This window comes from Vibrio sp. TAP-3B (genome assembly GCF_057784735.1).
The window spans coordinates 602,324-617,628 of the sequence record NZ_CM173495.1 but is presented as its reverse complement, the minus strand read 5'-3'; the positions used below and the strand labels follow the sequence as shown (position 1 = coordinate 617,628).

Annotated in this window: 14 protein-coding genes; 5 read left to right on the top strand and 9 right to left on the bottom strand. The window is 45.9% G+C overall.

Annotated features, from left to right (window positions below; genetic code table 11):
• Positions 1–444: 444 nt before the first annotated feature.
• The 3 genes from AC3D28_RS02965 (at position 445) to AC3D28_RS02955 (ending at position 3,406) form a co-directional block, all read left to right on the top strand.
• Positions 445–1,122 (top strand): response regulator transcription factor, encoded by a 678-nt coding sequence (locus tag AC3D28_RS02965; RefSeq protein ID WP_098415970.1) that lies wholly within the window; start codon positions 445–447, stop codon positions 1,120–1,122.
• On the top strand, positions 1,119–2,447 hold the full coding sequence (locus tag AC3D28_RS02960; RefSeq protein ID WP_488535486.1) for a sensor histidine kinase: 1,329 nt from the start codon (positions 1,119–1,121) through the stop codon (positions 2,445–2,447). The genes AC3D28_RS02965 and AC3D28_RS02960 overlap by 4 nt, the downstream gene beginning before the upstream one ends.
• Before the next feature lie 62 nt (positions 2,448–2,509).
• Complete coding sequence (locus AC3D28_RS02955; RefSeq protein WP_488535485.1) at positions 2,510–3,406, top strand: 1-aminocyclopropane-1-carboxylate deaminase/D-cysteine desulfhydrase; 897 nt, start codon at positions 2,510–2,512, stop codon at positions 3,404–3,406.
• A gap of 44 nt (positions 3,407–3,450) precedes the next feature.
• Here the strand turns inward: AC3D28_RS02955 and AC3D28_RS02950 are convergent, their stop codons facing one another.
• The 4 genes from AC3D28_RS02950 to AC3D28_RS02935 all read right to left on the bottom strand — a co-directional run bounded on the left by AC3D28_RS02950 (position 3,451) and on the right by AC3D28_RS02935 (position 8,141).
• Positions 3,451–3,993, bottom strand: a complete 543-nt coding sequence (locus AC3D28_RS02950; RefSeq protein WP_488535484.1) for a hydrolase — start codon at positions 3,991–3,993, stop codon at positions 3,451–3,453.
• 224 nt (positions 3,994–4,217) lie between these two features.
• On the bottom strand, positions 4,218–5,063 hold the full coding sequence (locus tag AC3D28_RS02945) for a dimethyl sulfoxide reductase anchor subunit family protein (protein WP_488535483.1): 846 nt from the start codon (positions 5,061–5,063) through the stop codon (positions 4,218–4,220).
• A gap of 1 nt (position 5,064) precedes the next feature.
• The gene (locus AC3D28_RS02940) at positions 5,065–5,685 is read right to left on the bottom strand and encodes a DMSO/selenate family reductase complex B subunit (protein WP_098415975.1); all 621 of its coding nucleotides are present in this window, start codon (positions 5,683–5,685) and stop codon (positions 5,065–5,067) included.
• An 11-nt stretch (positions 5,686–5,696) separates the two neighbouring features.
• On the bottom strand, positions 5,697–8,141 hold the full coding sequence (locus AC3D28_RS02935; protein WP_098415976.1) for a DmsA/YnfE/YnfF family dimethyl sulfoxide reductase: 2,445 nt from the start codon (positions 8,139–8,141) through the stop codon (positions 5,697–5,699).
• A gap of 201 nt (positions 8,142–8,342) precedes the next feature.
• Between AC3D28_RS02935 and AC3D28_RS02930 the strand changes: the two genes are divergently transcribed.
• Together AC3D28_RS02930 and napF are read left to right on the top strand one after the other, a co-directional pair.
• Positions 8,343–8,927: a molecular chaperone TorD family protein gene (locus tag AC3D28_RS02930; protein ID WP_488535482.1), complete on the top strand. Its 585-nt coding sequence runs from the start codon at positions 8,343–8,345 to the stop codon at positions 8,925–8,927.
• Positions 8,911–9,429, top strand: a complete 519-nt coding sequence (gene napF / locus AC3D28_RS02925) for a ferredoxin-type protein NapF (RefSeq protein ID WP_098415978.1) — start codon at positions 8,911–8,913, stop codon at positions 9,427–9,429. The genes AC3D28_RS02930 and napF overlap by 17 nt, the downstream gene beginning before the upstream one ends.
• Before the next feature lie 51 nt (positions 9,430–9,480).
• Here napF and AC3D28_RS02920 read toward each other — a convergent pair whose 3' ends face one another.
• The 5 genes from AC3D28_RS02920 to AC3D28_RS02900 all read right to left on the bottom strand — a co-directional run bounded on the left by AC3D28_RS02920 (position 9,481) and on the right by AC3D28_RS02900 (position 15,192).
• Complete coding sequence (locus AC3D28_RS02920) at positions 9,481–9,996, bottom strand: protein disulfide oxidoreductase (RefSeq protein WP_098415979.1); 516 nt, start codon at positions 9,994–9,996, stop codon at positions 9,481–9,483.
• On the bottom strand, positions 9,993–12,104 hold the full coding sequence (locus AC3D28_RS02915; protein WP_488535481.1) for a protein-disulfide reductase DsbD family protein: 2,112 nt from the start codon (positions 12,102–12,104) through the stop codon (positions 9,993–9,995). The genes AC3D28_RS02920 and AC3D28_RS02915 overlap by 4 nt, the downstream gene beginning before the upstream one ends.
• Positions 12,105–12,167: 63 nt before the next feature.
• Positions 12,168–12,566: a hypothetical protein gene (locus tag AC3D28_RS02910; RefSeq protein ID WP_098415981.1), complete on the bottom strand. Its 399-nt coding sequence runs from the start codon at positions 12,564–12,566 to the stop codon at positions 12,168–12,170.
• Positions 12,567–12,745: 179 nt separating this feature from the next.
• A complete protein-coding gene (locus AC3D28_RS02905; protein WP_488535480.1) occupies positions 12,746–13,351 on the bottom strand; it encodes a response regulator transcription factor in 606 nt (201 codons plus the stop codon).
• Positions 13,352–13,371: 20 nt separating this feature from the next.
• Positions 13,372–15,192 (bottom strand): sensor histidine kinase, encoded by a 1,821-nt coding sequence (locus AC3D28_RS02900; protein WP_488535479.1) that lies wholly within the window; start codon positions 15,190–15,192, stop codon positions 13,372–13,374.
• Between the last annotated feature and the right edge of the window lie 113 nt (positions 15,193–15,305).

Here is a 15,305-nt window from a genome sequence, read left to right as displayed (position 1 = left end):
AAAAATAAAAAGGCTCCAGAAATAATTCTGGAGCCTTTTTATTTTTACCCGACTTTTATCTCAACGACCTTGTCGGCAGCGAGCTCTGTTAGGTTATATGAAGGATACAAACTCGTTTAACTAAGCAAGCTTAAACTTGCTCATCTCACCATGAAGATCACTGGTCTTCGTCGTTAGTTCGTTGTTGATGTCCACCGATGACGACATGATATCCATCACCTCTTCTGCCACCACTGCAATTCTAGTGCGTATACATCAGGATTAATTGATAGATAGTGAAAAAAGCAGTTTCACATTTACATGAACCCTCACTACTGTATTTTGGTTACACATTGAACGCAGACACAACGATAAAAGAATCATTGTCGACAACTTTTTCACACCAGTAGTGAATAATGTTCGTTAAGATTGACAGTCGAATGTATCGAAATTGGGTAAGAATAAATGCAGCGTGTACTTTTGGTGGAAGATAATCGTGAAATAGCGGGAATGTTGTTCGATTATTTTGAGTGTGCTGGCATGCAACTCGATTACGCAGATAATGGTGAGTTAGGCTTAAAACTGGCGATGGATAATGCTTTCGACATCATTTTGCTTGACCTTATGTTGCCGCGCATGGATGGCCTAACGCTGTGTAACAAGCTACGAGATGCGGGCAATAACACGCCAGTATTGATGCTGACTGCGCTCGATAGCCGTGACGACATGCTGAAAGGCTTCCAGCATGGTGCCGACGATTACCTAACAAAACCGTTCGACCTCGATATTCTTAAAGCGCGTATGACCGCATTAATAAAGCGTTACCACGGCACGGTTGCCTCGACCAAACTTCAGTACGGCGAAGTGTTTATCGATCAAAAAACACATCAGGCTTATCGTCAGAACAAACTACTGGCATTAAACCCTACTACTTATACGATACTGGAAATGCTGGTGAAGAGCGCTCCTGACGTCGTCACGCGTGAAGCGATCGCTTTTCGCTTATGGCAAGAAGATGAGCCAAATAACGACGTACTGCGTAGCCACATTTATCAACTTCGGGGCCAGCTCGACAAGCCATTCAAAGAACATTTGTTGAAAACCATTCCCAAAGTTGGCTTTCGCTTGGAGTCGAAAGCGTGATTCGTCGTTTATTTAACAACACGAGAACTCTGACCGGACGCTTGGAACTGTTCTTCTTGTTGGTATCGATTGTGATTGGTCTACTCTGTTTTGCTCTGGTCAGTGGCGCCCTGCTTTGGTCAGAAGATCGTGTCGGTGAACGACGAATTATGATCGACAAGAAAGAAGCCATTGAGCATTTTCGGAGCCACCCAAGTGATGGCATGATAAAACTCGACTTGCTGACCACCGCTTACAACGATATCAGTCTGGTTCCTGAAATCTATCAACCCTTTATTCAAGATAAAAATTACTTTCTCGCAGAGGTCGCTGACGAGCCAGACACCCGCATGATTTACATGAGCACCTACACGCATGATGGCGAGGAACATCCAATTATTTTAATTTCTCTCATCGATGAAATAGAGATCACCTCCACCGAATTTGTGTATGTCATCTTGATAGTACTGGCGGTTGTCACGGGACTACTGCTCATTTTCGGTGCTCTCTTATCGAGATTGTCTCAGCGTTTAATCGAGCCAGTCAGTGCGCTAAAGTCCCAATTAGATAGACATCAAGGCGACACTACTCAAAAGTTCGTTGTTCCTGACGGCTCAGCCAATGAGTTTCAAACCCTAGCCAATCAGCTCAACGAGTATCGAAGCCGAATCAATCAAGTGATAAAGCGGGAGCAGGCCTTTGCGCGCTATGCGAGTCATGAACTGAGAACCCCCTTAACGGTAATGAAAGGCTCAAGCAGCATGCTAGCGAGAGGTCCTAGCACTCCCTTTCAAGAGCGTCAGATCGGTCGTATTCAAGGTGCAACAGAGCAAATGTCGACAATGGTCGATGCGCTGTTAAGCCTCGTTCGGTATGAGCGGAATGCCAATGACAACCCCACTCGCATGATATCCGAGCAAGAGCTCCATCACATTGTCGCACTCAGCCAAGCGCAAGCGGATCAAAAGTCGCTCACATTTAACATCTGCGTATTAGGCCATCCGCGAACCAAGGCGACCACTGCGGTACTCAATATTATCTTGAGTAATTTAATTCGCAATGCCATTGCAGTCACGTCTGCGGGAGCCATTCATATTACGATGACAGATAGCGCGCTGTACGTTCGAGATGAGGGCGAAGGCTTCTCTGCGATCCCTGATGCGGAAGGCCATGGTTTAGGCCTGATGATCGTAGATGATTTGTGTCGCCGTTATGCTTGGCAATTCACCCTTAATACGCACCCCAATGGGGGCTGCGAAGCGAGCATTGATCTGTCCATTGAGAGCACCGAATCAGAGCCCAAGCACAACCCTAAAGCGAAAACTCCTACAACCTTCATTCAATAACGGGTAAACTGTGCCACCTTTCAACTGGCAAAGGTGACACGGTTCATTCCGTCAGAATCAATATGAAACTCTCAGAAAGCCCCATCACCCAACATCGCTTTAATGGACATACGTTTTTTCTAAAACGTGATGACATGCTGCACTCTCATTTTTCTGGGAACAAAGCGCGCAAGTTTATGGCGTTAATGGAAGAACAAAATCCGCACATCACGACCTTGATAAGCTATGGGTCTGCTCAATCTAACGCTATGTTCTCATTGGCGGCCTTAGCCAAAATTAAAGGTTGGGCGTTTGAGTTTTATGTTCACCGCATTCCACCTTGGCTGAAAAGCCTCCCCATCGGTAACTATCGCGGCGCGCTCGACTTAAGCATGCAAATCACCGCGCTGCAAGACATTGGCAGCCCTCTTCATCCTAGTGAGTACATTACTCAAGTTCGCGGACTGGATGATTCGACTTTGTTCATTCCAGAGGGAGGACGTTCGTACCTTGCAGAATCAGGCATCAAACAGTTAGCGCGAGAGATTCTTGATTGGACGCGAGTTAGAAGTAAACAGCAGTTTGCTGTAGCACTGCCTTCCGGCACAGGTACCACCGCCTTGTATCTTCATAAACATCTAAGCCCACATGGCATCGAAGTACTCACTTGCCCTTGTGTGGGAGACGCCAGTTACTTAACAGAGCAGTTCAACCAACTCGATGAGCGTAGTCATCCGACCGTTTTAACGACGCGCAACAAGCACCATTTCGGTCGTTTATACGAAGAAGATTATATGACTTGGAAAGCGCTTTATGAGCAAACCGATCTCGAATTTGATCTGCTTTACGATCCATATATGTGGCAGTGCCTAACCCCATGGTTGGAAGAGAATAGTGACAAAACATTGATCTATATTCATCAGGGAGGGTTACTTGGCAACGAATCGATGCTGCCAAGATATCAACGAGAGTTCGAGTAACCGACAAGTTACGTGGCACTTGATGCGCCGTTAGTGGTAAGTGATTATTTAATCAGCGTCAGGATCTCTTTAAATTCTGGAGCTCGACAATCTTCTACCATCTCATATAAGCACATTTCCAGACCCGTTAACACCACGCCATGCGCGGTTAATTTCGCAAGTGCCAACGCTTTATTTGTCGAGGTACGAGAAGAAATACAATCGGTCACCAACTCAACACGATACCCAAACTGACGCAAAGCGCTCGCGGTCTGATAAACACAAATGTGCGCTTCAATACCACAAACTAACCACGTATCGACGTTTGCATTCTCTACAGCCAGCTTAAACGTTGCCTCTTTGCCTCCATCAAATGTGTACTTAGTAATAGGCAAATGTTCTTTTTCAAGCACTTCACGGATTGGCTCCACCGTTGGCCCCAACCTTTCTGGGTTTTGCTCTAGCCAAAGAATAGGCAACTTCAGCGCTTTGGCACCTTTAACGAGTTTGGTGATATTTTCAATCAGTGCATCACTTTCATGCATCAATGTAGCAAGCTTTCCCTGAATATCCACCACAATTAAGCCGGTGTTTTCTTTCGATAACATTCCTATCTCCTATGTTGAGCGACCACAACAAATAGTACCCAATTAGTTGAGTAAAGATAATGTATCAGACTCCATAATGTTGGAATAAAAAACATGAAAAAGATGACGGTTGCTCACACTCTTCAACCAGCATTGGGGGAGAAAAGGACGCCACATAACAATAACCCCCTCGAGTTTCCTCGAAGGGGTTATATTGTTATGCCTAAGCGTATGGCCAGGGTTTATTAGAGCCCTACCGTCATATGTAGACTGTAAAACAGACCACGACCTACCAGCTCTGATGCTAAGATCAATACCAGAGCCACGGTTAAGTTGACTGGATTAACACTCGACTTATTCACCATTGGTAATACCCAGATGAATAGGCCTGCCAACAGAAGTCCTACTTGTATAGCAAGGTAGCTTCCTAGACCATTCACTAGATCTGACGCCTTAACAATAGAGCTTTGGATGTCGCCGACTAGATTCATTTTACCGACTATCACTATCAAGCTAATCGCGACCGCGACAATCGCAAGGATAACCATATTGCGATCGACCGAGAAGCGGCTGTCTTTAGCTGAAACGATCACCAATTGTGATAACAGCAAGCCACAAACCACCATGGTCATCACGAAGCTTAATGGTGTGTACATATTGAACCAAGTTGGTACCGTATTAATCATGTATACATTGATCATCGAATACATAAAAATACAGCCAAGCACCATTGCGCCAATCATAAGGACTTTTTGAGCGCCCGCGCCACCTTTCTTCAATACGGATAGCAGCCATTGTAGTCCGCCTACAGCAAAGAAAGCCGCACCAAAGAACACCTCATTAGATAACCAAGCCGAACCCAACTGGTTAAACGAATTAAATGCCCTTAATGGTGATCCCAAATGAGTCGTCGAGAATAGAAACCCGAGGCCCATGATCGCCCATAAAGCAAACATCGGCACTTTGTAACTATTAATTTTCTCTTCATCGAACCCCATGACTAACGAGCGAGCACTGATCAGTAAATAAGCGCCAACCGCCGTTTGCGCTAATACCGTAAAGAAGATTAAAGAATACTCATGGAAAATCATCTTAAACCTCCTTCGGGTTAGCTAGGAAACCAGTGGTATCGCCCGTTGGTTTAGCATTCTTGTTTAACTTAATCACGATATTTGGCAACGTAAGATGTGATGATGGTAATGGTGCCACATCAGCGTTGACACCATACTTCTCTCGCAACACATGGATTTCACCAAACTCGAGCGCACGCAGTGGGCATGATTCAACACACATCGGTTGTTTGCCTTCCGCGACACGTTCATAACAACCATCACACTTGGTCATGTGCCCTTTTTCGGCATTGAACTGTGGTGCGCCATACGGGCAAGCATTGCTACAGTGTTGGCAGCCAATGCAAATGTCTTCATCGACGACCACTAAGCCATCTTCTTCTCGTTTATGCATTGCCCCTGACGGACACACCTTCACGCACGCTGGATTTGTACAATGGTTACACGCGATAGACAAATAGTAAGAGAAGACATCATTTTGAATCCACGTATCCCCATCTTGGACAAAGCCACCGCCAGCGTATTCATATACGCGGCGATAATTACGCTTCACATCCAAGTCCCGATAATCTTTACAAGCAAGCTGGCAAGTTTTACAACCTGTGCATTTACTTGAATCTATGTAAAAGCCGTATTGTTTCATCCTGACCTACCTTATGCTTTGTTCGCTAACTGAATATCCACCAAATTGGTGTGTTGAGGGTTACCCTTCGCTAGTGGGCTAGGTCGTTGGGTGGTTAATACGTTAATCGAACCAGCATGATCGATTTTTTGTCCATCAGGCGCGTACCAGGCACCTTCGCCTAACGCAACGACATTCGGCAAGATACGTGGCGTCACTTTGGCTGGTATATGCACTTCACCACGATCATTAAAGATGCTCACCATATCGCCATTTTTGATTCCACGAGCCTGAGCATCGATAGGGTTAATCCATACTTCCTGACGCGCTGCTGCTTTAAGCAAAGCAACATTACCGTAAGTAGAGTGGCAACGCGCTTTAAAGTGAAACCCTGTTAGCTGCAATGGGTACTTCGCCGCCAGTGGATCATTGTGACCCTCAAACGAGTCTGCATAGACAGGCAGTGGGTGAATCGTTTCGTCTTCTTTTAGCGTCCACTCTTGGGCAATTTTCGCTAGTGTCTCTGAGTAGATTTCGATTTTACCACTCGGGGTTGAAAGCGGGTTCGCTTCAGGATCATTACGAAAATCTTGATAGGCGATGTAATCACGTTGATATTGACGCTTATAAATCCCCAGTTCTTTCATCTCTTCAAAAGTTGGCAGAGAAGGATCTTGCTTGCGAGTTTCTGCATACAAATGCTCAACCCACTCTTGCTGTGTTCGACCTTCAGTAAACGCTTGACCAACCCCCATACGCTTAGCAATCTCGGAGCACATTTCATAGATACTTCTTGCTTCAAACTGAGGCTCTATCGCTTGTTGTGCATAGATAAAGTAAGGCGCATTCGATGCTTTACCGTCCATCGCCCAATCGTCCTGTTCCGAAGTGGTTAAGTCCGGCAAGATAATATCGGCGTATTTCGCGGAAGAAGTCATGTGGTTATCGATAACCACAACCATTTCACAAGCTTTGTCATCTTGTAAAATTTCATGCGTTTTATTGATATTCGCATGCTGGTTTACTAGGCAGTTCCCCGCGTAGTTCCAGATCATCTTAATCGGGTTAGCTAAACGCTCGGCGCCACGCACACCGTCAGTTTTATCTGTCATCTCATGGTGACGATAAATCGCATCGGTCCACAAGAACATGGAAATAGAGGTTTTTACTGGATTAGGAACTTTAGGGAAACGAACAAAAGGAATATTGATGTCACTTTCGCGCGCGCCCGTCGAGCCACCCGTGACCCCAACAGAGCCCGTCAGTAGTGACAACATAGCGATTGCACGTGATGCCAATTCACCATTCGCGGTACGTTGTAAACCCCAACCTTGATGAATCGCACATGGTTTATTCGCGCCCATTTCACGGGCTAACTTGATAATAGTGTCGACAGGGATGCCGGTGATCTTAGAAGCCCACTCCGGCGTTTTCTCAACGCCATCGTCACCCAAGCCTAAAATGTAGGACTTGTAATCACTGTTTTTTGGTGCTGAAGCTGGCAGCGTTTTCTCATCGTAACCAATACAATATTTATCTAAGAAAGCCTGATCGACATAATTCTCAGTGATCATGACATGAGCTAATCCCGCAACTAACGCTGCATCGGTCGATGGACGGATTGGGATCCATTGGTCTTCACGTCCGCCGGCTGTATCGGTATAACGTGGGTCAATAATGATGGTTTTGACATTAGACTTGTTTTTACTCTCGACATAGTGGTGAATCAAGCCACCACCTGACATACGCGTCTCAGCCGGGTTATTACCGAACTGAATGTTAAGCTTCGCATTTGCCAAATCAGAGAAGGAGTTATTCATCGCCCAGCCACCGTAGGTGTGACTGAGACCTTCCGCTATCTGCGCCGTAGAGTAATCACCATAGTGGTTTAAATAACCACCACATAAATTCATCAGGCGAGCGATTAACGTAGATGCCGGCGGCCAAGATTTAGTCACCGTACCGCCAAGCGTGCCCGTACCGTAATTTAGGTAGATAGAATCATTACCGTAATCTTTGATAAGACGTTGCATCGTGGTCGCAATTTCATCGTAAGCTTCTTCCCAGCTGATACGCTTAAATTTACCCTCACCACGTTTGCCAACCCGTTTCATTGGGTATTTAAGTCGGTCTGGGTTATACACTCGGCGGCGCATTGAACGGCCACGCAAACACGCTCTTACTTGTGGGCTGTCACCAAAAACGTCTGTACCTGTGTTGTCGGTTTCAACGTATTTGATCTCGCCATTTTGCACGTGCATGCGTAGCGGGCAGCGCGAACCACAGTTAACCGTACACGCACTCCAAACCACCTTCTCGTCACTCGTAACGGATTCTGCAGCATTAGCAGGGCTGGATTTAAATGGTAAACTGATACCACTAGCCAAAGCAGCTGCACTCCCCACCGCAGAAGTGGCTTTAATGAACCCACGACGAGTCAAGTTCATCAAATCAGATTGCTGTTTATTTTTTGTCATAATTATATGCCTTAACATTGCTTACCGATAACACTTTAGGGGTAATGACGTGCTAAGAAAATGACGACCACAATCTCTATTGATATATGTCAAAGTTAGTATGAATTTTATTATAAACTGTCACTTTCTTTCATTTTTGAGATGAATTCTCAGCAATATTCTGGAGAATGTCTAAACACTTCGCGAGATTAGAGCATCAAAATGAAAAACATTATCAATACTGGGAAACTTTTGGGAACATTGTTCTACCACAAGCGTAATAAAGCCGAAACTATCGAACTGGTTAGCGCACTAGTCTCAGAAAATGTTCTTCAAAATGAAACGCTGATTGCACTTTCATCTTTGGATGCAGAACAACTTGAACATGACTTTAGCGTGTTATTCGAAGGGATGGGATTCATGCCGATTCCACCTTGGGGGTCAGTGTACTTAGACAAAGAACAAGTCTTATTTGGCGCGTCAAATACTCAATATCGCCTATTCTTACAACAGCACGGCATCGCCTTAGACTCAGAGCAACGTGAACCGGAAGATCAGTTCGGTTTAATGCTATTAGCCTACGCGTATTTGCTTGAGCAAGGCAACGCCAACGCCGCGCACGAGCTAATTGGTCAACACTTGATGCCTTGGGGGAAAACCTACCTAGAACAGCTGAGTGACAAAGCACCAAACTTGTTTTATCAACTATTAGCTAAAGATGTGTTGGAATGGCTAAACTTTTTGCTTCAAAAACAAAGCATTCATGTGTCGCAAAAGAAGATATATTTAGATGAACGAATCGATTGATAATAGTCGACGTGGTTTTCTGACTCGTTTTCGGCAACCAGTAAAACAGGTTCAACAGTCAGAGATCACTCCTCGCTCAGTAGCTCGTCCACCTCAGGCTGTGGACGAGGCTTTATTTGAACGTCTGTGCGATGGTTGTGGCGACTGTTTAAAGGCTTGCCCGAACAGTGTTATAGAACTAGGCGATCAACTCGCTCAACTTAACCTCGATTATAATGAATGCAGTTTATGTGGTGAGTGCGTCAAAGCCTGCCCTACTGATGCACTCCATACTGCTATGACAATAGATATCAACTTACGTCCGCACTTTACTCAAAACTGTAATAACTACCTGCAGATGGAGTGTCAGCAGTGTGCCTCTGCTTGTCCACAGAACGCGATCTCTATTCAAGCCGATAAACTGCCACACTTAAATCACGAACTATGCAATGGTTGCGGCCAATGTCGAGCCAGTTGTTACGCCAGTGCTATTGTAATGCAACTGTACAATCATCCTCGCTGACGCATACATTCTGATATTCTTGCCCATATTCCAATTTGACGCGTCAGCGAACTAACGAGCCAACCAAATTCTTGCCAATATTCCGACAGGAGTGGTCACGCCGGTGGTGATGGAAGATACCTTGCCATTTTTCAAAATATAAAGCGTTGGTGTGACATTCACTTTCCATGCTTGCATTATTTTGCCTTTGGGATCGTTTATGTTGTCAAAACGATACTCTTTTGACTGCATAAACTGTTCAACGCGCTGATCTGGCCCAGAAGTTCCTGAAACACCAACAATAGTATAATCATCGCTAAGCCAGCTGACACTTGGGCTAACAAACTTACATGCTGGACACCATGTCGCCCAAAAATAGACGACCACAGGCGCTTCATGACTTTGAGCAATCACATCTAAGTATTCACCATTCGTCATGACTGCGCTCAACGGCGGTGCCTGCTCTTTAGGAATATCTTTGGTGCGGTACCAATCGATGGCAACCGATATCACGGTGATCATGAGTACCATTTGCAGCACCTGACCAAGCCAGTACTTCAGTGACTTGCGTTTTTTTTCTGCGTTCACAGACTCGTCTCCCCGTTTGCCTGTTGCATGGCTTTGACCACAAGGTTGTCAGTCAAAATCACGGGTAAAGGGATACCTTCAGGCGCCGCTGGACCATATACGATATTGAATGGCACACCATAACGCCCATGCGATCGTAAAAAGTTAGTCACTGAGTCATTTGGGTGTGTCCAGTCGCCTTGTAATGGTTCCACATTAGGGCTTTGTAATAACGAATAAACGGGATCTTGCAAAATGACACCGATCTTATTCGCTTTACATGTCACGCACCAATCTGCAGTCACATTCACAAATACCACCCGTCCGTTATTGACATGTTCTTCAATTGTCGCGTCAGACAATGTTTGCCACGCAAGATCCTCAGGAAGCGGTTTCGCCCACTGATTCGCGGTGACACTGCCAAGCAATAAGCCACCTGCAATGATCACCAACGACGCGGTGCTTGAGACTGCGAACGCCTTATCGCCGTATACTCGCTTTACCCGAGCCATCATCACTATCAAGGCGACTACCGCAATTAAAGCCACCCATAACACCGGAACGTGGTTCGCCATAAGAGACAACAACCAAACGCTGGTTGCCAACAGCATGATGCCAAACACTATCTTAACGACATGCATCCATTGGCCAGGTTTTGGTAACTTCAACGCAATGCTCGGAAAAACCGCAACCAAAATCCAAGGCAGGGCCATGCCTAAAGCTAGCGCAGTAAATGTCGCAAACAGCGTCAGCACATCTGCACCCAATGCAAAGGCGACGGCGGTGCCTAAAAATGGCGCAGAGCAAGGTGTCGCAAGTAACGTGGCAAACATGCCTTGAACATAGTGGCCGATCAGAGAGTTACCACCTTTTGACGCCAACCAAGTGTTGGTATCAGACGAAAGACGAATTTCAAACAGCCCTAACATATTGGCGCCAAATAGACTGGTGACGACTACCATCCCCCCCAAAAACCAAGGGCTTTGGAACTGCACCCCCCAACCGATGGCGTTGCCGGTCAACTTTAACGCTAAAATGAAGCCAGCCAGTAGCCAAAACGAGGTAAGAATCCCCAATGACGAGGCTATAAATTGCGTACGGATTTGACGACGCTCAACCCCCTGTGCCGCTACGATACTGCTGAGTTTCATGCCAAGCACCGGAAGAACACAAGGCATAATGTTCAAAATTAATCCACCTAGGAGTGCCAATAAAAATACACTCGCTAAAGAAGTCGTCGGTAATGACGCGGCTATCGGCTCTGCTTTTGCTTGCGTGACTTCTTCCACCAGCAGGTTGGCATCTTTGATTGAGACGAATAAAGACTGATCATTAAGTTCCACATCACCAAGCCACGTATCAACCACATAATTCGCCGTTAGGCTATCGCCTTCTTGATCAATAGCCTCCAACTTGAAGCTGTAGTCGCGAGTTGCTTCATCGACACCATCGACCAACACTTGCGGATTATCCCAACCTTGCGTGTTCGTTAGCTTGATTTGCAATTTTGATTGTGCCGCATCCCAACTTGTTTGTGTGACGTCAACAAATGGTGAAGATTGCGGGACGCGACTCACGGCCTGGGCATAACTGAACATCACGTCTTCATCGATGTTTAACTCTGAAGGGTGAAACGTCAGTTGCATTGGATAGTCCGTTAACACACAAATGGTGGTGCAGGAAGACAAGGTTAACACTGCATCAAGTTTGACCGGTTTGGACATGTCTTCAATATGCAGCGTCATCGGAAATAAGGTATCGCCTTTATAACCGAGCGTTTCTATACCCAATAATTCGAACTTTTGAGGATACGGCCATTGCCAATCCACTTTGGTTAGGTTTTGTGAGTTTTGCCAATCAATAGACGGGGCGATCCCCCCTTCCCCGGGTGATCGCCAATAGGTTTTCCAATCACCCGTTAACTGCACATCCAAATAGCCAGTGAGTGTTTTTGCCTGTGGATCTTGCTGGCCTGTCAATACGAAGCGGGTTTTGACAGGCGGGTGCTGAGGATTGGTCATCCAACCGGTATCGGGTGTCTGAGCAAAAAGTTGGAGAGAAAATAGATTCAAAACCAACGTCATGATGAATATCGACGTTGTTCGAATCATTGTTGTCGTGTGATTCATAGTGATTCCTAATTAAAAAACAAATGTAATACGTGGCTGACGGCATTGGTCAGAAATCACTTGTCATTCTCGGAATACACAAAAAGTTAGATGGACTCGATACTTGTATCGGATTGGTTCCGTCCATTGTCTTGCGCGGGTAACAACACTACCGCGCCAAATAGCGGATACCAAAATCCCAACGAATAATACAACAATGAACGCCTCAAGTTGGTGCTGAGCAAACTGGATTAACTTTTCAGACAGCTCACATTGACTCAAGTCTTTGCCTTTATCTGTTTGGACGACATAAGCGTCATCCCCCACTAACATCGAAGGCGAGATCGTTTCATAATTTATTGAACATGATGATGCCAAGCCAGAGTTTTGCATCAAACACACGACAACGACCCAGCCAATCATAGCCAGTAGCCATTTCGCCCGTTTGTTGGACGAATTATATCGTGAAGTCAATAAACTCATAATCAATCAGAAACAGATAAAAACGTTGAAGATAATACCCAAGTTGCCGTAAAGCTCAAGTTGTATATACCTAATCGCGTCAAGATACAGGGTTCAAATCGTGGCCGCGCCTGTCAACCACGTTATTCTTACTGAACCAAACCTCTTGAGGTTAGTTGACTATGGTTATTCACACATCATCAAAGTGCTAGTTTACCGTAAATATACGCCAGTTCTGCCACCGTTTTCGCTGAGAATTTTTTCAGCAAATTCGCACGATGCACTTCTACCGTTCGCATCGCAATACACAACTCATCGGCAATTCTAATGTTGCGTTTTCCTTCAATAATCAAACGCAAGATATCTTTCTCTCGTGGCGTTAACGATGCGTAAGCGGCTTTCGCTTCGGCCATATTAAAGCTTAATACCGACTGCGCCTGACCTTGTATAATCGCTTGCGCCAACGCATCACCTTTGACGGGCTTTTGGAAAAAGTTCACTGCGCCAGCTTGCAATGCATCAACCGCCATTGGCACATCACCATGCCCCGTCAAGTAAATGACCGCTAACGGACTATTAGCCTGATTCAATATTTGATGCACTTGTTGACCACGCAGGTTAGGCATTCGGCTATCCAGAATCACACAACCCGCGTGATGGATATCGACTTCATCCAGAAAAGAGCGTCCATTAGCAAACGTCGTCACCTCAAAATCATGTTCTTCTAACATAAATGCCAGCGAATCACGTACTGACTCATCATCATCGACCACATATACTGGCAGCGGATTTTCACTATTGCTCATCAAATGTTCCTTTTAAGGCATTAGGGTTGTCGACCCTCGGTTTGATACGGAAAGACAAGCTCAACCAAACAACCATGAGGCTTGGCTGATTGGATAACCAACTCTCCCCCGTGCATTTCCATCACATCACGGCAAATCGTCAAGCCGAGCCCAAGCCCTTCTTGTTTACTGCTCACAAAAGCTTGCGTTGGGTTGTCTTGCTCTAACCCCGTACCATTATCCAACACTCGAATACAGAGTCGCTTAGCTTGATAGTCAGTATGAAGCGCGATTTTACCTTGATAATCTGACATGTGATATTTTTCTTGAAAGTCGACGCAAGCATCAATGGCGTTGCTGATCACATTGACCAACACTTGCTGAACCCCAACCACATCCGCCAATAAGGGACGAGCCTTTCCCTCTGTCGTGGTCACCATAGATACATTTTGCTTTTGCATCCTAAAATGGAGCAACTCTATCGTGTCTTCAATTAACACATCCATGTTACACGGCGCTTTTTCGACACTGCGTTTGCGGATTAAGTTTCTTAAACGCTGAATAATCGCATCGGCTCTTTCTACTTGTCCCTGTATTTTCTCGAGCACGGGTACAATATCTTGATGCGGACGTTTCTTGGCCAAGCGTAACAGGCCGCCTTCGCTGTAATTGCGAATCGCCGCCAACGGTTGGTTCAGCTCATGAGCAAGGCTGCTGCCGATTTCTCCGACGATAGCCACTCGTTGTGAATGCTCTAGCTGTTCGCTTTTTTCTTTCAATCGCAATGAAGTCTGTTCAAGCGCTTGCTTACTCTTGCTGAAGCGGTACTCAAGCCAAAAGTGGTAAGCATTTAACACAATCACAAAAATGAACAATGCCCATGCCCACTCCTGATGAGTGCGTAGCCAACGTAAAGCGTCTTGCCACCAAGGTTGTTGTAGCGGGTGAAGATCTAATGCCTGATAAAGCTTATCAATCGTCAACAAGCTAACGGGAGAGGTCCATCCCGATGCGCCTGCGGCGATAATCGCAGGATGTTCCGGCGGCATGGCGAGCAATTGCTGCGCTACTCTTTTCGCTAGTAGCGAAGCGCCTCGCTCTGTTTTAGCAAACGACCAATTGGGATAGAGAGACGTGGAAACGGCGCAAGATGACCATTCGCTTGACTGTGGGTTCAGAACCCGAAAACCGCCTGGCTGTAACAGCCCTTCCCTTTGCATCTGTTCTAATAAACAAGCCGGAACGACGGCAGCTTGTACATTGCCATCGCGCAGCTGGTACAAGTTTGCATCAATAGGGAAACCGAGATAACGAACATCCGCGAAAAAATCGTTCGGATCGAGTCCCATTTCTACGATTTGGTAACGCAACGTCAGATAGCCCCCAAAAGCTTTTTCCGAGACCGCAGCCACTGGCAATCCCATGACGTCTTGCAATGATTGATAAGAAGAGTTAGCACGCACCACTAACGCAGAACCAATGCCGTAATTCGAGTTTTTCGGCGCGCGACTGGTCAGTGTCGCCATCCAAGAAAGCGCATATTGCCGACCCAATCGAACGGCTTGGCCAGGGTTGGTTAAGATGAAATCCATGCTTTGAAACTTCACCGCTTCTCCCATCTCATCCAAATTGAGCGGATGAAGCACAAAATGCACATCAGTAATTTGCTGATTTAACCAATCGATGGTTGGCTGCCATCGCTGCTCTGCGTAAAGGTGGCCACGTATCGCTAAAACGCCGATGTCGGCTTGCGGCTTAACGTCGTGCTGTGGGCCTTGAATGGTCGAGGTAGCTTGAGCCACAAGCGAAAATGCAGCCAAGCAAAGAATCCAAAACTGAAGCAGCGGCGGTGCGTTTTTCATGATGAATCAAATCGTTCCGTCGAAAGTGTGCCGCAAGGATAGCAGCAACGCAGCGTAAACCACATTTGTTTTAGATCAACTTTGGTCTGGGTATGTGGAAATCCACTATATCA

Bases quoted from the DNA above. Each gene is read 5' to 3' on its own strand.
- AC3D28_RS02965 (WP_098415970.1), top strand. From the start codon at position 445: ATGCAGCGTGTACTTTTGGTGGAAGATAATCGTGAAATAGCGGGAATG.
- AC3D28_RS02955 (WP_488535485.1), top strand. From the start codon at position 2,510: ATGAAACTCTCAGAAAGCCCCATCACCCAACATCGCTTTAATGGACAT.
- AC3D28_RS02950 (WP_488535484.1), bottom strand. From the start codon at position 3,993: ATGTTATCGAAAGAAAACACCGGCTTAATTGTGGTGGATATTCAGGGA.
- AC3D28_RS02945 (WP_488535483.1), bottom strand. From the start codon at position 5,063: ATGATTTTCCATGAGTATTCTTTAATCTTCTTTACGGTATTAGCGCAA.
- AC3D28_RS02940 (WP_098415975.1), bottom strand. From the start codon at position 5,685: ATGAAACAATACGGCTTTTACATAGATTCAAGTAAATGCACAGGTTGT.
- AC3D28_RS02935 (WP_098415976.1), bottom strand. From the start codon at position 8,141: ATGACAAAAAATAAACAGCAATCTGATTTGATGAACTTGACTCGTCGT.
- AC3D28_RS02930 (WP_488535482.1), top strand. From the start codon at position 8,343: ATGAAAAACATTATCAATACTGGGAAACTTTTGGGAACATTGTTCTAC.
- napF (WP_098415978.1), top strand. From the start codon at position 8,911: ATGAACGAATCGATTGATAATAGTCGACGTGGTTTTCTGACTCGTTTT.
- AC3D28_RS02915 (WP_488535481.1), bottom strand. From the start codon at position 12,104: ATGAATCACACGACAACAATGATTCGAACAACGTCGATATTCATCATG.
- AC3D28_RS02910 (WP_098415981.1), bottom strand. From the start codon at position 12,566: ATGAGTTTATTGACTTCACGATATAATTCGTCCAACAAACGGGCGAAA.
- AC3D28_RS02905 (WP_488535480.1), bottom strand. From the start codon at position 13,351: ATGAGCAATAGTGAAAATCCGCTGCCAGTATATGTGGTCGATGATGAT.
- AC3D28_RS02900 (WP_488535479.1), bottom strand. From the start codon at position 15,192: ATGAAAAACGCACCGCCGCTGCTTCAGTTTTGGATTCTTTGCTTGGCT.